Source organism: Nocardioides lianchengensis, assembly GCF_900101465.1.
Taxonomy (GTDB): Bacteria; Actinomycetota; Actinomycetes; order Propionibacteriales; family Nocardioidaceae; genus Nocardioides; species Nocardioides lianchengensis.
The window spans coordinates 1-25,726 of sequence record NZ_FMZM01000004.1; the positions used below are offsets into that span (position 1 = coordinate 1).

A 25,726-nucleotide genomic window follows, 5' to 3' on the forward strand; every position below is an offset into this window, starting at 1 on the left:
GGTCGCCTCCGAGACCCCGGCCATCTCCGGCTGGAAGCTCGAGGTGATCGGCACCGACCTGTCCGAGGCGATGGTCAAGCGCGCCAGCACCGGCGAGTACTCCCAGCTGGAGGTCAACCGCGGCCTGCCCGCCACCTCCCTCGTGCGCCACTTCGAGCGCGCCGGAGCCGGCTGGCGGATCCACCCGAGCATCAAGCAGGGCGTCAGCTTCCGCACCGCCAACCTGACCCGGCCGTTCCCGCCCATGGGCAAGTTCGACGTGGTCTTCCTCCGCAACGTCCTCATCTACTTTGACGTCCAGACCAAGCGCGACATCCTGCGCCGGGTCCGCGACGTGATGGCTCCCGACGGCTACCTGTTCCTGGGTGCCGCCGAGATGACCATGGGCGTCGACGACGCGTGGGACCGGATCCCGGCCGGCAAGTCGTCGGTCTACCAGGCCCGACCCGGGGCGGCGGCACGCGCCAGCTGAACGGATTCGCCCGACCCGGTTCCCCTGTGACGGGCAGGTGGGGGAAGATCGACCCGAACTGCACCGGGGGGTGACGTGGGGGATTTTCCGTGGCAGAACCGACTCCGCTGCCGTCGTACGACGCGCTCCAGCTGATCGCCGAGGGCGTCGCTGCGTTCACCGGCGCGACCCTGGCGACCGCGGAGATCGTCCGCGACGACGGCCAGCTCGACGTCGTGGCGGCCGCGGGCGACGAGGTCCGGCTCCCCGACTCCGAAGGCGCAGCCGACCTCGAGGTCCTCCCGGACCGGCTCCGCGCACCGCTGCGCGACGAGCACGGCGAGGTCCGCGGCGCGCTGACGGCGTACCTGCCCGAGGGGACCCCCGCGCCGGACACCGGCGCCCTGCGGGTCTTCGAGGCGTACGCCGCGCACGCCGCCCGGGCGGTCGCGGCCACGCTCCACCGCGAGCGGCTGGCCGACCGCCTGCACCTGGCCGAGACCGCGCGGCACGTCGTACGCCAGGCGTCGGAGGAGCGCTCGCTCCAGCACGTGCTCGAGACGGCGCGGCCGGCGCTGCTCGAGGGCTTCGGCGCCCTCGGGATGTGGATCCAGACCTTCGACGAGGACGGACTCGGCCGCAGCACCGTCTACTCCGCCGACGGCCGGACGATCGAGTTCACCCCGGAGGTCCACCAGATCTCCGCCAAGCTGGCGCACCGGCTCTGGGACCACCAGCACACGGCCGTGCTCAGCCCTCGGCGACCGTCCCGGCTGCTCACCCAGGCCGAGTCGCGCGCGGTGGAGACCTTCATCGCGAGCCTCGACGTCGAGTCGGTCCTGCTCGTGCCGCTCGGCGCCGGCCACCAGTGCCTCGGGGTGCTGGCGCTGACCCGGGACGCGGAGGGCCCCGACTGGACCTCGGTCGAGGCCGTGGCGGCCCTCGACATCGGGCGCGACCTCGGTGTGGCGGTCCACTCGGTCCGATCAGCCGAGCGCGAGCGGCGACTGCTCCGCGAGGTGCACGTGCTCGAGGCCCGGCTCGCCGACCCGAGCTCGCCCGCGCCGGACCCCGAGGAGCTCCCGCTCCCCCGGGGAGTCATCAGCCCCGACCTGACCCGCACCCGGGTGGCGCTGCGCTCGGCGAGTGACGCCCTGGAGCAGGCCGGGCGCCGCCGCGACGCCCAGTCCCGGATCATCGCCGACGCCCTCGCGACCGGGCAGGTGCCGGACCCCGGGTCCCTCGAGGTCTACCGCACCCTGCGGTCGGAGCATCGCGACGCCCACCTCTACTGGCAGGTCGCCTTCGACGCCTGGCAGGAGGTCAGCGAGCGCCTCGGGCTCACCGACCGCTGACCCGTCAGGGGGTCGTGACCGCGAAGTGCTCGCGGGCGAACTCCAGCGACTCGCGCAGGTCGGCCTCCCGCTCCTCGCGGGTGCTGCAGCGCCGGGTGTTGATCTCGACGACGATCTCGCCGCTGAAGCCGGTGTCCGCCAGGTGCGCCAGGAACGCCGCGGCGCCCATCCCGCCGCGGCCGGGCACCAGGTGCTCGTCCTTGGCCGAGCCGGTGCCGTCGGTGAGGTGGACGTGGCGCAGCCGGCTGCCGAGCCGCTCGGCCATCGCGATGACGTCGGACTGGGCGATCGCGGCGTGGGAGAGATCGATGGTGGTGTTGGCGTACGGCTCCGCGGACGGGTCCCAGCCGGGCAGGTACATCTCCATCCCCCGCTTCTGCGAGGCCCGCCAGGGATACATGTTCTCGACGGCGAAGGCGATGCCCGTCGACTCCTCCAGCGCGGCGATCCCGTTGACGAAGTTGGCGGCGTACTCCTTCTGCCACCGGAAAGGCGGGTGTACGACGACCACCGCCGCGCCGACGTCGTGGGCCATCTCGGCCGAGCGCTCCAGCTTGCCCCACGGCTCGGTGCCCCAGACCCGCTGGGTGAAGAGCAGGCAGGGGGCGTGCACGGCGGAGACCGGGATCCCGTGGTGCTCGGACAGCTGGAGGATCGCGCTGGTCTGCTGGCTCAGCGCGTCGATGCCGACCATCACCTCGACGGCGTCGTACCCGACGGCGGCGGCGTAGCCGAAGGCATGGGCCGACGACTCGGGGTAGACCGAGGAGGTGGACAGGCCGACCCGTACGCCGGTCATGAGCCCGCCAGGACCGACAGCTGATCGAGGCGCTCGAGGATCACGCCCTCGCGGAGCGCCCAGGGGCAGATCTCCAGCTCGGTCAGGTCGAAGATGTCCATGCAGGCCTCCGCGACCAGCGCGCCCGGCACGATCTGGTGGGCCCGGCTCGGCGAGACGCCCGGGAGGTCGGCGAGCTCGGCCGTGGACATCGCCACCAGCTTGGGGATCCACTCGGACAGCTCGGCGCAGGGCAGGCTGCGTGGCACCAGCGCGCCGTCGCCCGACGGCGCCGCGCCGCAGATCCGCGCGAGCGAGCGGAAGGTCTTCGACGTCGCCGCCGCCCGGTCGGGCACGCCGGCGCGCAGCAGGTTGCCGGCGTCGCGGGCGATCTGGGCCCGGATCTCCTTGCGCAGCCGCCGGATCGTGTCGTCGTCGGGCTGGCCGCCGCCGAACCAGGTGCGGGCCAGCCGGGCCGCGCCCAGCGGCATCGACCAGGCCACGTCGGGGGCCTCGTCCGCACCGCCGGCGATCTCCAGCGACCCGCCGCCGATGTCGAAGACGGCGAGGCGACCGGCGGACCAGCCGAACCACCGTCGTACGGCGAGGAAGGTCAGCCGGGCCTCGTCCTCCCCCGACAGCACGCCGATGTCGACGCCGGTGCGCTCGCGGACGTGGCCGAGCACGGCGTCGGAGTTCGAGGCGTCGCGGACCGCCGAGGTCGCGAACGCGAGCATGTCCTCGCAGCCCTTGTCCTCGGCGACGACCAGCGCGCCGGCGGTGAAGGCGGTGAGCGCGTCGATGCCGTCCCGGGTCACCGCGCCGGTGTCGTCGAGGTGTTCGGCGAGGCGCAGCGGCTCCTTGTGGGAGTACGCCGGGAGCGGGGCCGCGCCCCCGTGGGCGTCGACCACCAGCAGGTGGCCGGTGTTGGACCCGATGTCGAGGACGCCCACGCGCATGGCTCCAACGTACTCGCCGCGTGCCGGGCCCGTCGGCTGGGCCGTAGTCTGGGTCGGTGCCCGAGGTCGACCTGGTGTTCCCCCGCGCCTGGGTGGAGTTCGTCAACCCGGCCGACGAGACCGAGGTGCTGCGCTGCGACCTCACCTGGCTGACGTCGAGCTACACCTGCATCTTCGGGCAGGGCTGCCCCGGCATCTACGCCGACGCCCCCGACGTCGGCTGCTGCACCCTCGGCGCCCACTTCGCCGACGACGAGGACGAGGAGCGGGTCGCCGGCTTCGTCGACCAGCTCACCGACGGGCTCTGGCAGCACCGGCCCACCGGCGAGCTGCGCCGCGAGGACTGGGTCGAGCTCGACGACGAGGGCGAGCGCAAGACCCGGACCGTCGAGGTCGACGGCCAGCGGGCCTGCGTCTTCCACAACCGCACCGACTTCGCCGCCGGCGCCGGCTGCGCGCTGCACGCGCTGGCGTTCACGCTCGAGCTCAACCCGCTGGAGACCAAGCCGGACGTCTGCTGGCAGCTGCCGATCCGGCGTACCTTCCGCGAGGTGGAGCGCACCGACGGCACGTCGTACACCGAGGTGTCGATCAGCGAGTACGACCGGCGCGGCTGGGGCCCGGGCGGCCACGACCTCGACTGGTACTGCACCGGCAACACCGAGGCGCACGTCGCCGTGGAGCCGCTCTACCTCACCTCCGCCCCCGAGCTGGTGGCCCTGATGGGCCAGGAGGCGTACGACGAGCTGCACCGGCACTGCGAGGCGCACGTGCGGTCGCGCTCGGTGCTGGCGCTGCACCCGGCCGACCCGCGCTGACACCCGCGCCGCGTTACTGAAACGTTTCGTCGTCCTCTCGACGTCAAGAGACCCGACCCCGGTGTCCGGTCGGCCGATGGCGGTCGCCCACAATCTGTGACATGCGCCTGGACCATCTCTCTTACGCAGCCGGACCGGATGGCCTCGCGAGCACCGCCCAGCGCATCGGGGCCCTGCTCGGCCGGTCCTTCGTCGACGGCGGCGTGCACCCCCGCTTCGGCACCCGCAACATGACGCTCGCCCTCGGCGGCGGCACCTACCTGGAGATCGTCGAGGTGCTCGACCACCCCGCCTCCGACAAGGCGCCGTTCGGCCAGGCCGTCCGGGCCCGCTCGGCCCTCGGCGGCGGCTGGCTCGGCTGGGTCGTGTCGGTGCCCGACATCAGCACCGTCGAGACCCGGCTCGGCCGCGAGGCCGTGCAGGGCAACCGGCACGTCCCCGACGGCACCGACCTGCGCTGGAAGCAGATCGGCGTCCACGGCCTGATCGCCGACCCGCAGCTGCCGTTCTTCATCGAGTGGCAGAGCCCGGTCGAGCAGCGGCCCAGCGCCGGTGCCGACGGCGCCTACTCCCTGGCGTGCCTGGAGATCGCCGGTGACCCCCAGCGGGTCAGCGAGTGGCTCGGCGAGACCGTCGAGGCGCCGCTGGAGGACGTCAAGGTCGAGTGGGTCGCCCCGCACGGCACGCCCGGCGTGATCGCGGCGCAGGTGCAGACCCCGAACGGCCTCGTCCGCATCTGATCGCCGGCAGTCCGTGAGGAACGAACGGGCTGCGCGGGCAGATCGGATCGAGCCGCCCCACGACCGAGGAACGAGGTCGTGACGGGCGTGTCGAGATCCGGATCCGGTGCGCGAGGCGTCTCCCCCGGGGCCCGGCCGAGCCCCAACATCTGGCACCACACGGCGACGTACGAGATCGAGAACCGGGCCGTCGACCCCGACGGCCTCCTCGAGGCGGCGATGGCCGCGCAGGCGTCCTGGGCCGGCCGCACCGTGCTCGACGTCGGCTGCGGCACCGGCTTCCACCTGCCGCGCTTCGCCGAGGCCGCCGCCTCGGTCGTCGGCGTCGAGCCGCACCACGACCTGGTCGCCATCGCCCGGCGGCGGACCAAGCGGCTGCGGCACGTCTCGGTGCTGCAGGGCACCGCCCAGGACCTGCCGCTGCCGGACGCGTCCGTCGACGTCGTGCACGCCCGGTGGGCCTACTTCTTCGGGCCGGGCTGCGAGCCGGGGCTGGCCGAGCTCGACCGCGTCGTACGGCGGGGCGGCACGGCGTTCGTCATCGACAACGACCCGACCCGCTCAACCTTCGGCGGCTGGTTCCGCCGGTCCTTCCCGGAGGTCGACCCCGAGGCGGTGCAGCGGTTCTGGACGGGCCGCGGCTGGCGTCGTACGCCGGTGGAGATGCGGTGGTCCTTCTCCTCGCGCGCGGACCTCGAGGCGGTCGTCCGGATCGAGCTGACGCCCGACGTCGCCGAGGCCGCCCTCGCCGGGCACGAGGGAACCGAGGTCGACTACGCGGTCAACGTCTGGTCGAAGGACTACTAGTCCGACCGGCGGCAGGCGCCGGCCTGGACCGACGTGTAGGTGATCGGCGGGCCCGTCTTGCTCAGCGCCGTCCGCAGCTCCAGGCACGCGACGGGACCCCCCTCCCCCGCCCGGACCTCGATCTCGCTGACCTGCTCGTACGGGCTGACCGCGTCGTCGGTGGTGACGTTCTCGAGGATGACCTCCTGCCCGAGCCGCTCCTCGACCAGGACCCGGACGCTCGACGACAACACGTAGCCGGCGCGACCGTCGAGGGGTGCGGTGACGTGCAGGGTCGCGTCGTACAGCTCCGTCTCGCTGACGGAGTAGTGGTCCACGGTGACGCCCACGGCGACCGCGATCGCGACGACGGCCACCGCCCGGCGGCCCAGGTCAGGGACGGACAGGGCCTCTCCGGGAGCCAGGAAGGCGTACAGCACGGCCGCGGCGACGACGGCCCACGGGAGCCACAGGGGGATCAGCACGCGGGCTTCCTACCCCTGCCCGTGCCGCCCAGTCCTACGACGAGCCGCGGACCGCCAGGGTCGGCTCCAGCAGGACGCCGGGGTGGGCCGCCGGCGGGTGGCCGAGGAGGCTCTCGAGGGCGGTGACGACCTCGGCGGCGACGTCCTCCAGCGGCTGGCGCACCGAGGTCAGGCCGGGCGGGACGACCTGCGCCACCTGGGAGTCGTCGAAGCCGACCACGGCGACGTCGCGCCCCGGGACCAGTCCGCGCTGGGACAGCGTGTGCAGGACCCCCATCGCCAGGGTGTCGCTGGCGCAGACGAAGGCCGACGGGTGCGCCTCGTCGAGCAGCACCGCGCTGGCCTCGCGCCCGGACGACACCGTGTCCTCGACGCGGGAGGCCAGGCCGGTGGTCGGCAGCCCCCGCGACCGCATCGCCCGGCTCCACCCCGAGCGCCGGTCCTCGCCGATGAAGGAGTCCTTGCGCCAGCCGATCCACGCGACCCGCTGGTGGCCGCGGTCGAGGAGGTGGGAGGTCGCCAGGTCGCAGCCGGCGGCACCGTCGACGTCGACCCACGGGTGGGTGGCCTCCGGGTCGGCCCAGGGCCGGCCGAAGGCCACGAACGGCGCGCGGCGGGTCTGCAGCCACGCGGCCTGCGGGTTGCCGAGGTAGGTGTCGGTCACGACGAACGCGTCGACGGCGGTCGAGCGGAGGAGGTCGTCGTACCCGGCGAGGGGGTCGAGGGGGTCGCCGGCGAAGAGCAGCACGTGGTAGCCGGCCTCCCGCGAGGTGTCGACCAACGAGTGGACGAACCGGTCCATGGTCGCATTGGCCGTGCCCTCCTGGGCGGCCGTGATCCGCAGGCCGATGAGGTGCGAGGAGCGGGTGCGCAGGTTGCGGGCGGCCCGGTTGGGCAGGTAGCCGAGCGTCGCGATCGCGTCCTGCACCCGCAGCAGCGTGTCGCTGCGCAGCAGGTCGGGGTTGTTGACCGCGTTCGACACCGTCTGGCGCGAGACGCCGGCCAGCTCCGCGACGTCGGCCAGGGTCGGCGGGGCCGACGGGACACGTCCCGGCATCCTGCCCATCCGCCCTCCAGCCTTGACCGATCCAAGGCAGCATAACGACGGTACGGCGGCCGCGTGCCCGATCTCCGGACGGGCCCGTCCGCCGCCGCCCGCGCGGGTGTCCCGGCGTTGTCGGCGCCGTCCCCTACGGTCGGGGACATGCCGAAGCCCGCACCCAAGTCGCCGCGTCCCGCCTACCGCTGCGCCGAGTGCGGCTGGGAGACCGGCAAGTGGGTCGGCCGGTGCGGCGAGTGCCAGGCGTGGGGCTCGGTGGCCGAGGCCGCGGCGCCCACGCTGCGCACCGCCGCGGCGCCGGTGACCACCAAGGCGGTCCCGATCGGCGAGGTGTCGGTCTCCGAGTCGGCGTTCCGCACCAGCGGCGTGCCCGAGCTCGACCGGGTCCTCGGCGGCGGCCTGGTCCCGGGAGCCGCGATCCTGCTGGCCGGCGAGCCCGGCGTCGGCAAGAGCACGCTGCTGCTGGAGGTCGCCGCGCAGACCGCGCGCACGCGCCACCGCACGCTCTACGTCACCGGTGAGGAGTCCGCGTCCCAGGTCCGGCTGCGCGCCGACCGGACCGGTGGCGTCCACGACGAGCTCTACCTCGCGGCCGAGACTGACCTGGGCGCGGTGCTGACCCACATCGAGGAGGTCCGGCCCACCCTGCTGGTCGTCGACTCGGTGCAGACCATCGGCGCCTCCGGCATCGAGGGCGTCCCCGGCGGGGTCACCCAGGTCAAGGAGGTGGCCGCCGCGCTCATCCGGGTCGCCAAGACCCGCAACATCACGACCGTGATGGTCGGCCACGTCACCAAGGACGGCTCGATCGCCGGCCCCCGGGTGCTGGAGCACCTCGTCGACGTGGTCCTCCACTTCGAGGGCGACCGCAACTCCCGGTTCCGCATGGTGCGGGCGATGAAGAACCGCTTCGGCCCGATCGACGAGGTCGGCTGCTTCGACCTCTCCAGCGACGGCATCAACGCCGTCACCGACCCGACCGGGCTGTTCGTCGAGAACCACCACGCTCAGGTCCCCGGGACCTGCGTCGCGGTCACGATGGAGGGCCGGCGCCCGCTGCTGGCCGAGGTCCAGGCCCTCGTCACCGTCTCCGCGCTGGAGCGGCCCCGTCGTACCACCTCGGGCCTTGACGGGTCGCGGATGGCGATGGTGATGGCGGTGCTGCAGCAGCACTGCGGGATCCGGTTCCACAACCAGGACGTCTTCGCCTCCACGGTCGGTGGCGCCAAGCTGAGCGAGCCGGCGGTCGACCTCGCCATGGCCGTCGCCCTCGCCTCGGCCAGCCAGGGCACCGTCCCGCCACGCGGCGTGGTGGCCATGGGCGAGATCGGGCTGGCCGGCGAGCTGCGCCGGGTCCGCGACCTCCCCCAGCGACTCGCCGAGGCGGCGCGGCTCGGCTTCCAGGTCGCCGTCGTCCCCGCTCAGCCCGGCAGCCGCTCCCCCGCCTGGGCCGCGCAGCGCCAGGAGAGCCGGATGGTCGACGACATGCGAGTGATCGAGGTGCCCGACGTCGACACCGCGCTGCGACTGCTGAAGCTGACCGACGGGCGGCAACGGCCGCTCCGGGACGTCTCGGACGGTTAAGGTGAGCACGCGGACACGACGCGTTCCGCCAGGGTGACGAAGGGATCCGGCTTGGCCACCGACCGCTCGGACGAGGTGCTCCGCCTGCGAGCCACCCTGGCCTCGATCGCCCCCGGCACCGCCATGCGTGACGGCCTCGAGCGCATCCTGCGCGGCCGCACCGGGGCGCTGATCGTCCTGGGCAACGACAAGACGGTCGAGTCGATCTCGACCGGCGGCTTCGTCCTCGACGTCCCGTTCACCGCCACCGGCCTGCGCGAGCTGGCCAAGATGGACGGCGGCATCATCGTCGACAAGGACCTCACCCGGATCATCCGGGCCGCGGTCCACCTGATGCCCGACCACACCATCCCGTCCGAGGAGACCGGCACCCGGCACCGCACGGCCGACCGGGTGGCGCGCCAGACCGGCTTCCCGGTCATCTCGGTGTCCCAGTCGATGCAGATCATCGCGGCGTACGTCGGCGAGACCCGCCACGTGCTGGAGGACTCCGGCCAGATCCTCTCCCGCGCCAACCAGGCTCTCGCGACCCTGGAGCGCTACAAGCTCCGCCTCGACGAGGTCTCCAGCACCCTGTCCGCGCTCGAGATCGAGGACCTGGTGACCGTGCGCGACGTCGCCGTGGTCGCCCAGCGCCTCGAGATGGTCACCCGGATCGCCCGCGAGATCGAGGACTACGTCCTGGAGCTCGGCACCGACGGCCGGCTGCTCTCGCTGCAGCTGGAGGAGCTGGTCACCGGCGTGGACGCCGAGCGCGAGCTGGTCATCCGCGACTACCTCCCCTCCGGCCGCCGGACCCGCAGCCCCGAGGAGCTGCTCACGAAGCTCGAGGCGCTCTCCGCCACCGAGCTGGTCGACCCGGCCTCCGCGGCACGGGTCCTGGGTCTCGGCAACGGCGAGCACCTCGACGGAGCGGTCGCGCCGCGCGGCTACCGCCTGCTGGCCAAGGTCCCGCGACTCCCCGGCTCGGTCGTCGACCGCCTGGTCGACCACTTCGGCACCCTCCAGAAGCTGCTCTCCGCCGGCATCGACGACCTCCAGGCCGTCGAGGGCGTCGGCGAGCTGCGCGCCCGGAGCGTCCGCGAAGGGCTGTCCCGCCTCGCCGAGTCAACGATCCTCGAACGCTACGTGTGACGAGGACGCGTCAGCGGACTCGTCGATGGTGGTCGGTCCGAGACGCGCCAGCGGATCGGACGGTGGTGGTCGAGCGAGCGGCACGACCGAGCTTGCGAGGTCGTGACCGGCGTGTCAGACCCATCAGGGTCCCAAGAGGACTCGAGCGAGCGACCTCAGTCCGGCTCGACCGCCCCCGAGGGCTCCCCGGTAGAGGCAGGCTCCTCGGTCGGCGTCGTGGGCTTCCGGTCCTTCTTCGCGCCCTTCTTCGCGCCCTTCTCCTGTCGCGGCTCGACGGTCTTGGTGACCACGGCCGGCTGCGGGGCCAGCAGCTCGAACTGCACCTCGGACGGCTCACCGGCCAGCGCGGCCGCGGACACGTGGTAGAAGCCCGGCATCGCCCAGGCGGTCAGCTTCGAGCACTCCTCGTCAGAACGCCGGGCGTTCCACGTGACGTTCAGCGTGGTGGACTCCGCCCGCCGCAGCGTGACCTGCTGCTTCGGCAGCACCCGGGGGCACTCGCGACTGGACCAGATGTCGTCCTTGCCCGAGGTGATCTTCATGGTCAGGGTCCGCGCCGAGACCGTCCAGGTGCAGGCCTCGTCGGTGATCGTGCGGACCTGCAGGGCGATCGTCACCCCGTGGCGGGGGCCGGCGACGGCCTCGGTGACCTCGGGGGTGACCGCGACGTCGCTGTCGACGCACGGGCCGTCGGGAACAGCCGGGACGGGCGCGGTGCTCGTGGGGGCCACCGGGGTCGGTGAGGCGCTCGGGGTCGGGGGCGGCGAGGTCGTCGGGTCGGAGGTGGCGCTCGACGCGGCGGCGGCCGGCGCGTCGGCGAGCTCGGCCCGGTCCGACGCGGACGAGCCGTCGCTGCCGGAGCCGAGGAGCCGGGCGACGCCCACCACGAGCAGCACCGCCACACCGAGCACGGCCAGGCGACGGCGCCAGTAGACCTGGGCGGGGAGCGGCCCGCGGGTCAGCGGCCCGCGAGTCGGAGCGGTCATGGTGCCCACGCTATCCAGCGCGACGCCCCCGGCCGGGGTGCCACACCGAGACTCGGGCGGCCGGGCCACAATGGCGTCGATGAGCGACCTCCACGACCCCCTCCTGCGGTGGTACGACGACCACGCCCGCGAGCTGCCGTGGCGCGGTCCGCAGGCGTCCGCGTGGTCGGTGATGGTCTCGGAGTTCATGCTCCAGCAGACGCCCGTCGCGCGGGTCCTTCCGGTGCACGAGGCCTGGCTGGCCCGCTGGCCCACCCCCGCCGACCTCGCGGCCGAGCCGGTGGGCGAGGCGGTCCGGGCCTGGGGTCGGCTCGGCTACCCCCGTCGGGCGCTGCGGCTGCACGCCGCCGCGGTCGCGATCGTCGCCGACCACGGGGGCGAGGTGCCCTCGTCGTACGACGACCTCCGCGCCCTGTCCGGCATCGGCGACTACACGGCCGCGGCGATCGCCACCTTCGCCTTCGGACGTCGGCACGTCGTCCTCGACACGAACGTGCGCCGGGTCCTGGCCCGCGTCGTCCAGGGCGTGGAGCTGCCGGCCCCGGCCGTCACCAAGGCCGAGCGCGAGGTGGCCGCGGAGCTGCTCCCCCTCGACGAGCCGACCGCGGCCACCTGGTCGATCGCCCTGATGGAGCTCGGCGCGCTGGTGTGCACGGCCACCAGGCCGCGCTGCGAGGCCTGCCCGGTCCGCGACGCCTGCGCGTGGCGGGCCGCCGGCCATCCGCCGTACGATGGGCCGCCGCGGAAGGTGCAGACCTGGGCCGGCACCGACCGCCAGTGCCGCGGCCGGCTGCTCGCGGTGCTGCGCGACGACCCCGGCCCGGTGCACCGCAGCCGACTCGACGCCGCGTGGACCGAGGAGGCGCAGCGGGTCCGCTGCCTGGCCGGCCTGGTCGCCGACGGCCTGGTGGTCCCCGCCGGCCCGGACACCTACGCCCTCCCCTGACCTGTGAACAGCCTCGCCGAGTCGGCGCACATGTGCGCCGACTCGGCGAGGTTGTCCACAGGGCGGCGAAATGGCCGTCGGCCCGGCAGGTGACTGCCGGGCCGACGGGGTGGAGCGGGTGGTGCGGGATCAGGCGTCGGGGCCGTTGGCCTTCGGGACGTCGGTGCCGCTGTCGGAGTCGTCGGGGCCCTCGAGCTCCGAACCGCCGATCTCGGCCGTCTCGAACGGGGGCAGGTCGGGCAGCTCGCCGACCTTCTGGCCGTCGAAGGTGAACTTCGCGGTCGGGCCCTCGCCCTCGACGTCGACCAGCACGATCATGCCGGGACCGACCTCGCCGAAGAGCATCTTCTCGGCGAGGGTGTCCTCGATCTCGCGCTGGATCGTGCGCCGCAGCGGCCGGGCGCCGAGGACCGGGTCGAAGCCACGAACGGCGAGCAGGTCCTTGGCGGCCTGCGTGAGCTCGAGCTTCATGTCGCGATCGCGCATCCGCAGCTCGACCGAGGCGATCATGTTGTCGACCATCTGGACGATCTGGGCCTGCGACAGCGGCGGGAACACGATGATCTCGTCGACCCGGTTGAGGAACTCGGGCCGGAAGTGCTGCTTGAGCTCCTCCGACACCTTGCTCTTCATCCGCTCGTAGGAGCCCGCGGCGTCACCCGTCTGCTGGAAGCCCAGGTTGACGGACTTGTTGATGTCACGGGTGCCGAGGTTGGTCGTCATGATGATGACGGTGTTCTTGAAGTCGACGATCCGACCCTGGGAGTCGGTGAGCCGCCCCTCCTCCAGGATCTGGAGCAGGCTGTTGAAGATGTCCGGGTGGGCCTTCTCGACCTCGTCGAAGAGGACCACGGAGAACGGCTTGCGCCGCACCTTCTCGGTGAGCTGGCCGCCCTCCTCGTAGCCGACGTAGCCGGGAGGCGAGCCGAACAGCCGCGAGACGGTGTGCTTCTCGCCGAACTCGCTCATGTCGAGCTGGATCAGCGAGTCCTCGTCGCCGAAGAGGAACTCGGCGAGCGTCTTGGACAGCCAGGTCTTGCCGACACCGGAGGGGCCGGCGAAGATGAACGACCCGCCGGGCCGCTTGGGGTCCTTCAGCCCGGCCCGGGTACGACGGATCGCGCGGCTGAGCGCCTTGACCGCCTCGTCCTGGCCGATGACCCGCTTGTGCAGCTCGTCCTCCATCTTGAGCAGCCGCGAGGACTCCTCCTCGGAGAGCTTGACGATCGGGATGCCGGTCGCCACGGCGAGCACCTCGGCGATCAGCTCCTCGTCGACCTCGGCGACCTCGTCCATGTCGCCCGCGCGCCACTGCTTCTCGCGCTCGGACTTCTTCAGGATGAGCTGCTTCTCCTCGTCGCGCAGGCGGGCCGCGGCCTCGAAGTCCTGTCCGTCGATCGCCGCCTCCTTGCGCTGGCGGACGTCACCGATCTTGTCGTCGAACTCGCGCAGGTCGGACGGCGCCGTCATCCGGCGGATCCGCAGCCGCGAGCCGGCCTCGTCGATCAGGTCGATCGCCTTGTCCGGGAGGAACCGGTCGGAGATGTAGCGGTCGGCCAGCGTCGCGGCGCTCACGAGCGCCTCGTCGGTGATCGTCACGCGGTGGTGGGCCTCGTAGCGGTCGCGCAGCCCCTTGAGCATCTCGATCGTGTGGGCGATCGACGGCTCGGCGACCTGGATCGGCTGGAAGCGGCGCTCCAGGGCGGCGTCCTTCTCGAGGTACTTGCGGTACTCGTCGAGGGTGGTCGCACCGATGGTCTGCAGCTCGCCGCGGGCCAGCATCGGCTTGAGGATGCTGGCGGCATCGATGGCGCCCTCGGCCGCACCGGCCCCGACGAGGGTGTGGATCTCGTCGATGAACAGCACGATGTCGCCGCGGGTGCGGATCTCCTTCAGCACCTTCTTCAGGCGCTCCTCGAAGTCACCGCGGTAGCGCGAGCCGGCCACCAGGGCACCCAGGTCGAGGGTGTAGATCTGCTTGTCCTTCAGCGTCTCGGGCACGTTGCCCTTGACGATGTCCTGGGCCAGGCCCTCGACGATCGTCGTCTTGCCGACGCCCGGCTCGCCGATCAGCACGGGGTTGTTCTTCGTGCGGCGCGAGAGGATCTGCATGACCCGCTCGATCTCCTGCTCGCGACCGATGACCGGGTCGAGCTTGCCCTCGCGGGCGTCCTGGGTCAGGTTGCGGCCGAACTGGTCGAGCACCAGCGAGGAGGACGGCGCGTCGCCGCCGGCGCCGGTGGCGGCCGCGGCGGACTGCGACGACTCCTTGCCCTGGAACCCGGAGAGCAGCTGGATGACCTGCTGGCGAACCCGGTTGAGGTCGGCGCCGAGCTTCTGCAGCACCTGGGCGGCGACGCCCTCGCCCTCGCGGATCAGGCCGAGCAGGATGTGCTCGGTGCCGATGTAGGAGTGCCCGAGCTGCAGCGCCTCGCGCAGGGACAGCTCCAGCACCTTCTTGGCGCGCGGCGTGAACGGGATGTGGCCGCTCGGGGCCTGCTGGCCCTGGCCGATGATCTCCTCGACCTGGGCGCGCACGGCCTCCAGGGAGATGTCGAGGCTCTCGAGCGCCTTCGCGGCGACGCCCTCGCCCTCGTGGATCAGCCCGAGCAGGATGTGCTCGGTGCCGATGTAGTTGTGGGAGAGCATGCGGGCCTCTTCCTGGGCCAGCACGACAACTCGTCGGGCTCGGTCTGTGAACCGCTCGAACATGCGCATCGCTCCTGATACTTCGAAAGGGGACCCGTCCCGCTTGGGTAGCAGGGAAGGTGACGAGAGAACTAACCCCGCTGACAGCCTACGCGTTCCCCCACAGCCCGAAACCGTCATCCGCTGTGAGCGAACAGGGGTCCAGTCCCCCCTCAAGCGCCGAGTCGGCGCGAGCTCGCGCCGACTCGGCGACGAACTCACGCCGACTCGGCGTGGTGCAGGGGTACGGCGGGGTCAGTGCGCGGCGTCGTACGCCTCGCGGACCTCGGACGAGACGCGGCCCCGGTCGGGGACGTCGTGACCGTTCTCGCGAGCCCAGTCCCGGATCTCGCGGGCGCTCGGCCCCGAGGTCGCGGACGTGGCGGCGGCCTTGCGGCCACGGCGCGGGGCACTGCCGACCTTGCGGCCGTGGCCGACGTAGGTGGCGAGGGCGTCGCGCAGCGCGGCGGCGTGCTTGTCGTTCAGATCGATCTCGTAGTTCGAGCCGTCGAGACCGAAGGTCACCGTCTCGGAGGCCTCGCTGCCGTCGAGGTCGTCCTCGAGAACGATGTGGATCTTCTGAGCCATGATTCCTCTTTCGTCGAAATCACCGAACGACACCCGACTATTCGGATATCGCCCGGATATGGTTGCACGACGTACGACGCTTTCCCAAACCCGTCGAAGCCGTCAACCCGAACCTGACGTGCCAGCAATTCGATTAGTCAGGAATTGCGGAGGAAAACCAGCTCCAGGCCGCGCAGCGTCAGCCAGGGATCGTGCTCGGTGAAACATCGGCATTCGTCGACCACGAGCGGGGCGAGATAACCGGTGGCAATCACGCGCACGGACTCCGTCGCGACGTCGAGCTCGGCGATCATCCGGGCGACGATCCCCTCCACCTGGCTCGCGACGCCGAAGACCATGCCGGACTGCAGTGCCTCGACGGTGTTCTTGGCGATCACCGATCGCGGTCGGAGCAGCTCCACCTTCCGCAGCTGCGCGCCCCGACGACCCAATGCCTCCAGGGATATCTCGATACCGGGGGTGATCGCGCCGCCGACGTACTGGCCCTGGACGCTGACGACGTCGAACGTCGTGGCGGTACCGCCGAAATCCACCACGATCGCCGGCCCGCCGTATTCGGTCGCGGCCGCGAGGGCGTTGATGATCCGGTCCGAGCCCACCTCGCGCGGATTGTCCATGAGGACGGGCACACCGGTGCGCACACCGGGCTCGACGACCACGGCCGGACGGTCCGGGAAATACCGCACGAGCATGTCGCGCCATTCGTGGAGCACGGCCGGGACGGTCGAGCAGACGGCGATGCCGTCGACTCGCGCGTAGTGCTCGGCGAGCAGTCCGCGCAGCAGCACGGCCCATTCATCGGAGGTACGACGCTCGTCGGTCGCCACCCGCCAGTCGGCGAGCACCTCGCCGTCCTCGAGCAGGCCGAGGACGGTGTGGCTGTTGCCGATGTCGGCGGCGAGGAGCGGCACCGGGCTCAGTCCTCGTGCAGGTCCAGGCCGAGGTCGAAGACCTTCACCGAGTGGGTGAGCGCGCCCACCGAGATGAAGTCGACGCCGGTCTCGGCGACCTCGCGGGCGCGGTCGAGGGTGAGCCCGCCGGACGCCTCCAGGGTGGCGCGCCCGGCCGTGAGGCGGACCGCCTCGGCCATCGTCGGCGAGTCCATGTTGTCGAGCAGGATCTCGGTGCAGCCCGCGTCGAGCAGCTCGCGCAGCTGGTCGAGGTCGGTCACCTCGACCTCGACCCGCAGCCCCGGATTGGCGTCGCGGACGGCGACGTACGCCGGCACCGCGCCGCCCGCGGCCACCACGTGGTTGTCCTTGACCATCGCCCGGTCGGCCAGGCTGAACCGGTGGTTGACGCCGCCGCCGCAGCGCACGGCGTACTTCTGCAGGGCGCGGTAGGTCGGCAGCGTTTTGCGGGTGTCGAGCACCCGCGCCCGGGTGCCCTCGAGGGCCGCGACCCAGTGCGAGGTGGCGGTGGCGACACCGGACAGGTGCGACGCGAAGTTCAGCGCCGTCCGCTCGGCGGTGAGCAGCTCGGAGAACGGACCGCTCACCCGCAGCACCACGTCCCCGGGGCGGACGTGGGTCCCGTCGGCCAACCGGTCGGTGACCTCGACCTGGTCACCGAGGGCGTAGGCGAAGACCAGCTCGGCGATCGCGAGCCCGGCCACCACCCCGGCCTCGCGGGCGGCGAAGTCGCCGGTGCCGTGACCCAGGGGCGGCAGCGCCGCGCTGGTGACGTCGGTCGCGCCGTCGGGCAGGTCCTCCTCGAACGCGGCGACCACCATCTCGTAGACGCTGCGCGGGTCGAGCCCGGCCTCGGACAGCTCCTCGATCAACGGCCGCGGGAGGTCGGCGTACGACGTCCGCGCGATCATGCCGGGCCGTCCGTGGCGGGTGACGGGGCGAAGGCGATGGTGGTCTCGCCGTCGCGCATCCGGACGTCGAAGTGGCCCGCCCAGCGCGCGTCGTCCCGCTCGGGGAAGTCCTCGCGCCAGTGCGAGCCGCGGGTCTCCTCGCGCAGCGCGGCCGCCTCGACCAGGGCCCCCGCGATGGTCAGCAGGTTGGTGGTCTCCCACGAGGCGACGTCGGGGGTGTCGGCAGGGACACCGGTCAGCTTCTCCAGGTGACCGGCGGCGTCGCCGAGCCCGTCGGCGCTGCGGAGCACGCCGGCGCGGGCCGACATCACCTCCTGCAGCTCCGGGCGGACGGCCCCGGACACCAGGCCCGGCGTCCGCTCGTCGGTCGTCGGCTCGGCCCAGGGCCGCAGCTCGTCCGGCAGGACCGAGGCGATGCGGCGCGAGAAGACCAGGCCCTCGAGCAACGAGTTGGAGGCCAACCGGTTGGCTCCGTGCACGCCCGAGCAGGCGGCCTCGCCGGTGGCGTAGAGACCGGGGACGTCGGTGCGGCCCCACAGGTCCGTCGCCGCCCCGCCGGAGGCGTAGTGGCAGGCCGGCGCGACCGGGATCAGCTCGGTGACCGGGTCGATGTCGTGGGACCGGGCGGTCGCGAGGATGGTGGGGAAGCGCCGCTCCCAGAACGCGCCTCCGAGGTGGCGGGCGTCAAGCCACATGTGCGGGTGCCCGGTCTCGGTCATCCGGCGCATGATCGCCTTCGCGACGACGTCGCGCGGTGCCAGGTCGGCCAGCTCGTGGACGCCCTCCATGATCCGGCGCCCCTCGAAGTCGACCAGGAACGCGCCCTCGCCGCGCACGGCCTCGGAGATCAGCGGCTGCTGCCCGACCGAGTCCGGACCGAGGTACATCACCGTCGGGTGGAACTGCACGAACTCCAGGTCGCGCAGCGTCGCCCCCGCGCGCAGCGCGATCGCCATGCCGTCGCCGGTCGAGACCGCGGGGTTCGTCGTCTGCGAGAAGACCTGGCCCAGCCCACCGCTGGCGAGCACCACGGCGCGGCAGTGCACGGCGCCGACGCCGTCACGCTGCCCCTCGCCCATCACGTGCAGGGTGACGCCGGCGATCCCGCCGCCCTCGCCCGCGGGACCGTCGAGCAGGAGGTCGACCGCGAGCGCGTGCTGGATCACCTCGATCTCGGGCGCCGCCTCGACCGCCGCGATCAGGGCGCGCTGGATCTCGGCGCCGGTCGCGTCGCCGCCGGCGTGGGCGATCCGGTCGCGGTGGTGGCCGCCCTCCCGCGTGAGCGACAGGGCGCCGTCCGGGCTGTGGTCGAACTGAGCGCCCAGCGCGATCAGCTCGTGGACCGCCTCGGGGCCCTCCGTGACCAGGACCCGTACGGCGTCCGCGTCACAGGCGCCCGCGCCCGCCACCAGCGTGTCGAGCTCGTGCTCGGCCGGGGTGTCCTCCGGGCCGAGCGCCGCCGCGATGCCGCCCTGGGCCCACTGGGTCGAGCCGGCGGCGAGGACGTCCTTGGTGACCACCAGGACCCGGTCCACGTGCTCCCTCAGGCGCAGCGCGGCGGTGAGCCCCGCGATGCCGGAGCCGATGACGACGACGTCGGCCCTCGTCGTCCACCCGGGATCCGGAGCCGTGAGCCGGCCCGGCACGCGGCGTACCGCAGAGAGAGGCATTCGGGCAGGCTACCGCTCGACCAGCCGGTCACCGCGGACCAGACCGGAGCCGGCGACGGCCTCGGCCGGGTCGAGGCCGGTGGCCAGGACCCGGTTGTCGGCGTCGACGAAGACGACGTGCGGGCGCAGCTCGCGGGCCTCCGCGTCCTCCACCTGGGCGTAGGCGATCAGGATCACCAGGTCGCCGGGGTGGACCAGGTGGGCGGCCGCCCCGTTGATGCCGATCACGCCCGAGCCGCGCTCGCCGGCGATCGTGTAGGTCTCTAGCCGGGCGCCGTTGGTGACGTCGACGATGTGGACCAGCTCGCCGGGCAGCAGGTCGGCCGCGTCGAGGAGGTCCTCGTCGACGGTCACCGAGCCGACGTAGTGGAGGTCGGCCTGGGTCACGGTCGCGCGGTGGATCTTGCTCTTCATCATGGTGCGGAGCATCAGGCGTCCTCCCCGGTGGTCCCGAGGACCAGCGGCAGGTTGTCGATCAGGCGGGTGGCGCCGAGCCGGGCGGCGACGAGGATCCGCGCCTCCGTGCCCGGCGGTACGACGGGCGGCAGCTCGGCCAGCGCCGGGGTGGTCACGACCAGGTAGTCGAGGTCGACCCCCTTGCCCAGCCGCAGCTCGGCGCGGGCGGCGTCGAGCGCGACCGCGACGCCGTACCGGGCGTTGTCCTGCGCCTCGCGCAGCGCCCGGTTGAGGTGCACGGCCTCGGCCCGCTGGTCGGCGTCGAGGTAGCGGTTGCGACTCGACAGGGCCAGCCCGTCGGGCTCGCGCACGGTCTCGGCGCCGACGACGTCGACGCCCATGCACAGGTCCGCGACCATCTGCCGGACCAGGACCAGCTGCTGGTAGTCCTTCTGCCCGAACACCGCGACGTCGGGGCGGACCAGGCCGAACAGCTTGGCCACGACCACCAGCACGCCCTTGAAGTGGCCGGGCCGGACCCGGCCCTCCAGCAGCGTCGCGAGCGGTCCGGGCTCGACGGTGACCTGGGGCTCCCGCTGCTGGGGCCACCCCGGGTAGACCTCCTCGGCGCTGGGCGCGAAGACGATGTCGACGCCCTCGCGCGCGCAGACGTCGAGGTCGGCCTCGAGCGTGCGGGGGTAGCGGTCGAGGTCCTCACCGGCGGCGAACTGCAGCGGGTTGACGAAGACGGAGGCCACCACGGGTCCGGTGCCGACCCGCTCGCGGGCGGTCCGCATCAGGCTGGCGTGCCCCTCGTGGAGCGCGCCCATGGTCGGCACGAACCCCACCTGCTCCCCCGCACCCCGGGCGCGTGCGAGCAGGTCGGCGAGCTCCTCGCGCGTGTGCGCGAGGGCGGGCCCGCGGCTCATCGCGTCTCGGCCGGGAGGATCGGCAGGGCGGGAGCGTCGGCGAGCGCTTCGGTCAGCGCCTCGTGGATGCGCAGGGCGCGCAGCGGCACGAGCCGCCCGTCGGTGACGGCGCGGGCCAGGGTCGCGCGCGCCATGGCGACGTACGACGGCAGCGTGTGCGGGGCGTTCGTGGCGAGGTCGTCGAGGTGGGCGCGGACGGTGCCGAGGTCGCCGCGGACGATCGGTCCGGTCAGCGCGGCGTCGCCGTGGGCGAGCGCGTTGTCGAGCGCGGCCGTCAGCAGCGGGCGGAGCGTGCCGGCCGGGTCGTCGGCCCCGGCGGCGGCCAGCATCTCCATGGCCTCGCTGACCAGCGTGACCAGGTGGTTGGCGCCGTGGGCCAGGCCCGCGTGGTAGAGCGTGCGCATCTCCTCGGGCACCCACATCGGCCGGCCGCCGAGGTCGGCGACCAGGCTCTCGGCGAGCGCGCGCTCCGCTGGGGCGGCGGTCAGCCCGAAGACGCAGCCGGCCAGGCGACCCAGGTCGACGGCCGTGCCGGTGAAGGTCATCGCGGGGTGCAGCGCCACGACGCGGGCCCCGACCTCGCGGGCGGGCTCGAGCACGGCGAGCCCGTGCCGGCCCGACGTGTGCACCACGACCTGGCCCGGGCGCAGCGCGCCGCTCGCGGCCAGCATCGAGACCACGTTGCCGAGCATGTCGTCGGGGACCGTAAGCAGCAGCACCTCGCTGGCGCGCGCGACGTCGGTCGGCTTCGCGTGCCGGACGCCCGGGAGCAGCGCGGCGATCCGCGCGCGCGTCGCGTCGGACTCGCCGGCGGCGGCCACCACGGGGTGACCCGCGCTCGCCAGCCCGGCCGCGAGGACGGCACCGACCCGGCCGGCACCGATGACGCCGACGCGCCTGGGTCGCGGGGACTGCTGGACCATGTTGCTGCTCCACATCTCTCGTTCCAGTCCCTCCGACCACTCCGTCCGAGGACGGAGCCGGGGTGGGTACCGGACGGGTTGTAGCGATGCTTGCTTCCGACTCGAGGCTACGTCCGGCGCTCGCTCCGCGGAACCGGATCGCGTGTGACGTAACCGACACGCCTGTCGGCCATGCGTCAGAGGGAGGGTCAGGGCAGCCGGTCGAGCAGCTTCCGCAGGAACGGTCCCTCGCGCTCCACGTCGAAGGTGTACGACGACTGGATGCTGCGACCGCCCGGCCGGCAGATGACGGCCTCGACCCGATGCCCGTGGACGGCGGCCATGAGGTACTCGTTGCGCGGCGTGTACGTCGCCGCGCCGACCATGATCACGTGGGTGGGGTCGGGCACGAACGCGATCTGGAACAGCCCGCTGCCGGCGTACCCGCCCGCGACCTCGGCGGCCCGGAAGAGCCGGATCTGCTCGCCGAGCGTGAAGTCCTCGGGATAGACGACCTCGAAGCCGTACTCGCCGAAGATCGCCTCGACGTCCGCGCCGTTGAGGCAGGCGCGCTTGTCGCTGCGCCGGCCGACGAAGAAGCGGCGCGGCCAGTCGCGGTCCTCGGCCTTCGCGGCCAGGTTGTCGCCCACCTCGCGCCAGGTCTCCGCGATCAGCGGGTGGACGTACTGCGGGTGGCTGAACATCGGCGTGCCGGAGATCAGCCGGTCGACGCGGACCGGGTGGTCGATGACGACGATCCGGTCGCGCGGGATGCCGGCGGCCTCGTAGAGCTCCAGCTCGTACTCGAAGGGACGCGGCCGTGGCTTGGTCGCCCCGACCAGGACCCGCACGTCCGGGTCGATCGCCAGCGCCTCGCGCCAGGTCCAGACCCGCGACAGGCTCTCGGTGAGCAGGTGGCCGAAGTGGCCGCGGAACTCGTTGTCGAGGTGCAGGAAGGTGCCCTCGAGGCGCGGGGCGTCCGCGGGCATCCGCGGCCGGGGTACGGCGAACCGCGGGCCGTACTCGACCAGCTTCGTGTGGACCAGCTCGGGCCACTGGTTGTGCCGGAAGGTGTCGGGCAGCAGCAGGTCGTCGGACACCACCCGCTGCCACTGGCCGACGACCACGTCGCGGTAGTCGCGCAGGCTGAGCTCCGCCGGCTGGATCCGACGGTGCATCGGCGGTCGTCGCGGAACCGGACCCTCGGTGCCGGGCGGGGCGGGCGGCGGGCTGCCGGCCGGGATGGTCTTCAGCAGCCGGTGCCGGGACGTCCCGGCCGCCAGGTAGGCGTTGAACTCGCTCTCGCGCATCTTGGCCAGCACGCCGTCGGCGTCGTGGCTGAGCACCAGGTCCGGTCCGGCCACCCGGTGGGTGACGTGCTGGGCCACGACCTCGCGCAGGTCGCGCACGCGGATCCGGGCCCGGCGCGGGCCGCGCGGCCGGGTGGCGTCGGGGTCGAGCAGCTCGCCCAGCGTCCGGGGACCGCCGGCCAGCTCGCCGGCGCCGTCGGGGACGACGTACGAGCCACCGGCCCGCAGGTGGAAGAACGTCTCCTCGAACCGGTGCCGGCGCCCGGCGACGTCCTCCTGGTCGACGATCACGTCGACCCGGCCGAGCAGCGCCAGCTCGAGGTGCCGCTCCTCGTCGGCGGAGACGACCTCCCGCACCTGCGCCCGGGGAGAGGCCGTGCGGATCGCGGCCACCAGCCGAGGGCTGGCGGGGCCGAGGACCACGACCACGGCATCGCCGCCGGCGGCGGACGCGACCAGGCCGGCCAGCTCGGCGTAGCGCCGGCGGCGGGCGAACCCGCGGACGGCGGCGCGACCCCCGCGCAGGCGACGTACGACGGGGCGGGCACCCGGCACGGTGGCCAGGGCCCGGGCGGCTCGCGCCCTCACCGACGTCGTCCCACCCGCTGGCGGGCGCGGCGGGCGAGCTCGCGCACCAGGTCGCCGCCCGGGTAGCGGTCCAGACCCGGAAGGCTGTGCGACTCCGGGACGTGGTGGAGACCGGACTCGAAGAGCAGCTCGGAGATCAGGCCCGCCGACGTGACGCTGATGCTGTCGGGCGGGCTGATGTCCTCGGGGTAGTCGGCCGGGTCGACGAGGAGGTGGTCGAGGTCGCCGACCACCGTCGCGTCCGAGGCCTCGACGGCCTCGATCCAGGTCCGCGTGTAGTCGTTGCAGCGCTCGGCCGCCCACCGCGGCGCCTGGATCGGCTGGCCGGTCAGTCCGGTCAGCTCGCGCATGGCGAGCTTGCCGGACCGGCTCACGGTGTTCATGTAGGTCGGGTGGTCGCCGTCGCGCTCGGTGAAGGCGATGTTGAACTGGCGCAGCAGCTCGGCCTCGGCGATCGGCAGCGAGGCGTTCGCGCGCTCCTCGGCCGTGAGCGTGTCCGGGCCCAGCCCGAGCAGCGCCTCGAAGGCGCGCTGGTTGGTGGTGCGGTCCCGGGGATCGGACACGATGAAGGTCAGCCGGTCCTCGCCGAAGACCGAGCCCCACTGCTCGACGAGCCGACGCAGGCTGAAGCGGTGCAGCTCGGGCATCACCCGGGTCCAGGTCGTGTGCACCTCACCGTCGAGCGACACCCACGAGAAGTGCCGGCGGAGCCACTCGTCGAGCGTCTCCAGGCCGCGTCGGCGGATGACCTCCTGCCACTGCGAGGCGAGGAGCGGGGCGAGCGGGCGCAGGGTGATGACGACGTGGACGTCGGGTCCGAGCATCTCGGCGATGTGCGGGATCCGCTCCGGCAGCGCCTGGGACAGCGCCTCGCTCGACCAGATCGTCACCCGGGAGTCGGAGGTGCGGAAGTTGGTGGCCAGCTCCTGCCAGCGCTCCTCGCGCCGGTCCTGGTAGTACGGCGCGAGGGTGCCCGCGGCGGCGAGGGCCGTCTTCATCTCGTGACGCCCCTTGCCGATGAGGCGCACACCGTCCTCGGCGATCTGCTCGCGGACGGCGTCCAGCGCGGTCTGCAGGGCGGTCGTGCCCGTCTTGGGCATGCCGATGTGGATGACCTTCGACCCGTCCGGCAGCGTCGGCGCCGTCCCCGTTGAGCGCATGTCGACCCGTCAACTCCTCGTTGGTGTCCGCCCCGGGGCCACCAGGACGGGTCCGACCTTATCTCGGCGGTCTGAGAGATCCCCGCCCGTACGGCCCCCGACCGGGCCCGGCCCGCGTTGTAGGCTGCTCGACGCCCTCCTGCCGTCCACCGAAGGATCACCTGCTCGTGAAGAACGTGGCCGTTCTGCTGGCCGGCGGGGTCGGCGTCCGCGTCGGTCTCGACGTCCCCAAGCAGCTCATCAAGATCGCCGGACGACCGATCATGGAGCACACGCTGGCCATCCTCGACGCCCACGAGGACGTCGACGAGATCCTGGTGCTGATGACCCCGGGCCACCTCGACGCGGTCCACGCGATGGTCCGCACGGGCGGCTACGAGAAGGTCACTCAGATCCTCGAGGGCGCCGAGACCCGCAACGACACGACGCGGCGGGCGCTGGCCGCCCTCGGCGACGAGGACTGCAAGGTGCTGCTGCACGACGCCGTACGCCCGCTGCTGAGTCCGCGGATCATCAGCGACTGCTTCGAGGCCCTCGAGACGTACGGCGCCGTCGACGTCGCCATCCCGTCGGCCGACACGATCATCGAGGTCGCCCCCGACAACACGATCCGCGACATCCCGCCGCGGGCGTCGCTGCGCCGCGGGCAGACCCCGCAGGCCTTCCTCGCCTCGGTCCTGAAGGCCGCCTACGCGCGCGCCGAGCTCGACCCCGACTTCGAGGCCACCGACGACTGCACCGTCGTGCTGCGCTACCAGCCGGACGTCCCGATCTGGGTGGTCCCGGGCGACGAGCGCAACATGAAGGTCACCGAGCCGATCGACATCTACCTCGCCGACAAGCTCTTCCAGCTCGCCCAGAGCGACCTGCCCCCGACCCGCGAGCCCGAGGCCTACCGCGAGGTGCTCGCCGGCAAGGTGATGGTCGTCTTCGGCGGCAGCTACGGCATCGGCGCCGACATCGCCCGCCTCGGCGAGGAGTACGGCGCCACCGTGGTCGCCTTCAGCCGCTCGACCACCGGCACCCACGTGCAGCGCCGGGCGGACATCGCCAGCGCCGCGGCGCAGGTCGTGGCCGAGCACGGCCGGGTCGACTACGTCGTCAACACAGCCGGCGTGCTGCCCCGCGGCACGCTTGTCGAGACCAGCGACGAGACCATCTGGGCCGCCACCGAGATCAACTACATCGGCCCGATCCTCATCGCCCAGGAGTTCTACCCCCTGCTGAAGGAGACCCGGGGGAGCCTGCTGCTCTTCACCTCCAGCTCCTACACCCGCGGCCGCAGCGGCTACAGCCTCTACTCCTCGGCGAAGGCCGCCACGGTCAACCTGACCCAGGCGCTCGCCGACGAGTGGGCCGCCGACCACGTGCGCGTCAACTGCATCAACCCCGAGCGCACCGGCACCCCGATGCGCACCAAGGCCTTCGGCGAGGAGCCGGCCGACTCGCTGCTGGAGTCCACCGCCGTCGCGCGGGCCTCGCTGGACACCCTGATCGCCGGCGGCACCGGCCACCTCATCGACCTGCGCCGCGCCGACCCGATCGCCCTGGCCATGCAGGAGACGGCGTACGACGAGGCCTGAGCCCCGCC

At 72.9% G+C, this 25,726-nt stretch carries 24 protein-coding genes; 9 read left to right on the plus strand and 15 right to left on the minus strand.

Going from position 1 to position 25,726, the window contains the following annotated elements; all coding sequences use genetic code 11:
• The coding region (locus BLT76_RS08035) for a CheR family methyltransferase (protein ID WP_139175444.1) at positions 1–472 on the plus strand (472 nt) is incomplete at its 5' end.
• Between the two features lie 89 nt (positions 473–561).
• A complete protein-coding gene (locus tag BLT76_RS08040) occupies positions 562–1,806 on the plus strand; it encodes a GAF domain-containing protein (protein WP_090853533.1) in 1,245 nt (414 codons plus the stop codon).
• 4 nt (positions 1,807–1,810) lie between these two features.
• On the opposite strand, the gene BLT76_RS08045 is transcribed toward BLT76_RS08040, so the two are convergent.
• Both BLT76_RS08045 and BLT76_RS08050 read right to left on the minus strand, forming a co-directional pair.
• Positions 1,811–2,605, minus strand: a complete 795-nt coding sequence (locus BLT76_RS08045) for a sugar phosphate isomerase/epimerase family protein (RefSeq protein WP_090853538.1) — start codon at positions 2,603–2,605, stop codon at positions 1,811–1,813.
• The gene (locus tag BLT76_RS08050; protein ID WP_090853542.1) at positions 2,602–3,543 is read right to left on the minus strand and encodes a Ppx/GppA family phosphatase; all 942 of its coding nucleotides are present in this window, start codon (positions 3,541–3,543) and stop codon (positions 2,602–2,604) included. Before BLT76_RS08050 ends, BLT76_RS08045 begins: the two co-directional genes overlap by 4 nt.
• Positions 3,544–3,599: 56 nt before the next feature.
• Here BLT76_RS08050 and BLT76_RS08055 point away from each other — a divergent pair, with 56 nt between their 5' ends.
• The 3 genes from BLT76_RS08055 to BLT76_RS08065 all read left to right on the plus strand — a co-directional run bounded on the left by BLT76_RS08055 (position 3,600) and on the right by BLT76_RS08065 (position 5,908).
• Complete coding sequence (locus BLT76_RS08055) at positions 3,600–4,361, plus strand: DUF3109 family protein (protein ID WP_090853545.1); 762 nt, start codon at positions 3,600–3,602, stop codon at positions 4,359–4,361.
• A gap of 101 nt (positions 4,362–4,462) precedes the next feature.
• On the plus strand, positions 4,463–5,101 hold the full coding sequence (locus BLT76_RS08060) for a VOC family protein (RefSeq protein WP_090853548.1): 639 nt from the start codon (positions 4,463–4,465) through the stop codon (positions 5,099–5,101).
• A gap of 78 nt (positions 5,102–5,179) precedes the next feature.
• Positions 5,180–5,908, plus strand: coding sequence for a class I SAM-dependent methyltransferase (locus BLT76_RS08065; RefSeq protein WP_244509312.1), 729 nt, complete (start codon positions 5,180–5,182; stop codon positions 5,906–5,908).
• Here the strand turns inward: BLT76_RS08065 and BLT76_RS08070 are convergent.
• Positions 5,905–6,372 (minus strand): hypothetical protein, encoded by a 468-nt coding sequence (locus BLT76_RS08070; protein WP_090853552.1) that lies wholly within the window; start codon positions 6,370–6,372, stop codon positions 5,905–5,907. The two genes, BLT76_RS08065 and BLT76_RS08070, sit on opposite strands and share 4 nt — an antisense overlap.
• Before the next feature lie 34 nt (positions 6,373–6,406).
• Positions 6,407–7,429 carry a LacI family DNA-binding transcriptional regulator gene (locus BLT76_RS08075; protein WP_244509313.1) on the minus strand — a complete coding sequence of 341 codons (1,023 nt, stop codon included), beginning with the start codon at positions 7,427–7,429 and terminating at the stop codon, positions 6,407–6,409.
• A 147-nt stretch (positions 7,430–7,576) separates the two neighbouring features.
• Here BLT76_RS08075 and radA point away from each other — a divergent pair, with 147 nt between their 5' ends.
• Together radA and disA are read left to right on the plus strand one after the other, a co-directional pair.
• Positions 7,577–9,016 carry a DNA repair protein RadA gene (gene radA / locus BLT76_RS08080; RefSeq protein WP_090853558.1) on the plus strand — a complete coding sequence of 480 codons (1,440 nt, stop codon included), beginning with the start codon at positions 7,577–7,579 and terminating at the stop codon, positions 9,014–9,016.
• A gap of 51 nt (positions 9,017–9,067) precedes the next feature.
• Positions 9,068–10,150, plus strand: a complete 1,083-nt coding sequence (gene disA, locus BLT76_RS08085; protein ID WP_090853561.1) for a DNA integrity scanning diadenylate cyclase DisA — start codon at positions 9,068–9,070, stop codon at positions 10,148–10,150.
• A 155-nt stretch (positions 10,151–10,305) separates the two neighbouring features.
• Here disA and BLT76_RS08090 read toward each other — a convergent pair whose 3' ends face one another.
• A complete protein-coding gene (locus tag BLT76_RS08090; protein WP_139175445.1) occupies positions 10,306–11,136 on the minus strand; it encodes a hypothetical protein in 831 nt (276 codons plus the stop codon).
• Between the two features lie 79 nt (positions 11,137–11,215).
• Between BLT76_RS08090 and BLT76_RS08095 the strand changes: the two genes are divergently transcribed.
• Positions 11,216–12,082 (plus strand): HhH-GPD family protein, encoded by an 867-nt coding sequence (locus tag BLT76_RS08095; RefSeq protein ID WP_090854462.1) that lies wholly within the window; start codon positions 11,216–11,218, stop codon positions 12,080–12,082.
• Positions 12,083–12,211: 129 nt separating this feature from the next.
• Here the strand turns inward: BLT76_RS08095 and BLT76_RS08100 are convergent, their stop codons facing one another.
• The 10 genes from BLT76_RS08100 to BLT76_RS08145 all read right to left on the minus strand — a co-directional run bounded on the left by BLT76_RS08100 (position 12,212) and on the right by BLT76_RS08145 (position 24,135).
• A complete protein-coding gene (locus tag BLT76_RS08100; protein ID WP_090853567.1) occupies positions 12,212–14,794 on the minus strand; it encodes an ATP-dependent Clp protease ATP-binding subunit in 2,583 nt (860 codons plus the stop codon).
• A gap of 231 nt (positions 14,795–15,025) precedes the next feature.
• Positions 15,026–15,358, minus strand: a complete 333-nt coding sequence (locus BLT76_RS08105) for a histone-like nucleoid-structuring protein Lsr2 (protein ID WP_090853570.1) — start codon at positions 15,356–15,358, stop codon at positions 15,026–15,028.
• A 137-nt stretch (positions 15,359–15,495) separates the two neighbouring features.
• Positions 15,496–16,269, minus strand: a complete 774-nt coding sequence (locus tag BLT76_RS08110; protein ID WP_090853573.1) for a type III pantothenate kinase — start codon at positions 16,267–16,269, stop codon at positions 15,496–15,498.
• 5 nt (positions 16,270–16,274) lie between these two features.
• The gene (gene nadC, locus BLT76_RS08115) at positions 16,275–17,180 is read right to left on the minus strand and encodes a carboxylating nicotinate-nucleotide diphosphorylase (protein ID WP_090853576.1); all 906 of its coding nucleotides are present in this window, start codon (positions 17,178–17,180) and stop codon (positions 16,275–16,277) included.
• Positions 17,177–18,850 carry an L-aspartate oxidase gene (locus BLT76_RS08120; RefSeq protein WP_090853579.1) on the minus strand — a complete coding sequence of 558 codons (1,674 nt, stop codon included), beginning with the start codon at positions 18,848–18,850 and terminating at the stop codon, positions 17,177–17,179. The genes nadC and BLT76_RS08120 overlap by 4 nt, the downstream gene beginning before the upstream one ends.
• 9 nt (positions 18,851–18,859) lie before the next feature.
• A complete protein-coding gene (gene panD, locus BLT76_RS08125) occupies positions 18,860–19,279 on the minus strand; it encodes an aspartate 1-decarboxylase (RefSeq protein ID WP_090853582.1) in 420 nt (139 codons plus the stop codon).
• Positions 19,279–20,175: a pantoate--beta-alanine ligase gene (panC, locus tag BLT76_RS08130; RefSeq protein WP_090853585.1), complete on the minus strand. Its 897-nt coding sequence runs from the start codon at positions 20,173–20,175 to the stop codon at positions 19,279–19,281. Before panC ends, panD begins: the two co-directional genes overlap by 1 nt.
• Entirely contained in the window at positions 20,172–21,098 is a 927-nt protein-coding gene (locus BLT76_RS08135) for a Rossmann-like and DUF2520 domain-containing protein (protein ID WP_211752809.1), read from the minus strand. Before BLT76_RS08135 ends, panC begins: the two co-directional genes overlap by 4 nt.
• Positions 21,099–21,286: 188 nt before the next feature.
• The gene (locus BLT76_RS08140; RefSeq protein WP_090853591.1) at positions 21,287–22,975 is read right to left on the minus strand and encodes a glycosyltransferase family 61 protein; all 1,689 of its coding nucleotides are present in this window, start codon (positions 22,973–22,975) and stop codon (positions 21,287–21,289) included.
• Positions 22,972–24,135 carry a sulfotransferase gene (locus tag BLT76_RS08145; protein WP_090853594.1) on the minus strand — a complete coding sequence of 388 codons (1,164 nt, stop codon included), beginning with the start codon at positions 24,133–24,135 and terminating at the stop codon, positions 22,972–22,974. The genes BLT76_RS08140 and BLT76_RS08145 overlap by 4 nt, the downstream gene beginning before the upstream one ends.
• A 167-nt stretch (positions 24,136–24,302) precedes the next feature.
• On the opposite strand from BLT76_RS08145, the gene BLT76_RS08150 reads away from it, so the two are divergent.
• Entirely contained in the window at positions 24,303–25,718 is a 1,416-nt protein-coding gene (locus tag BLT76_RS08150; RefSeq protein ID WP_244509314.1) for a bifunctional cytidylyltransferase/SDR family oxidoreductase, read from the plus strand.
• Positions 25,719–25,726: the final 8 nt, after the last annotated feature.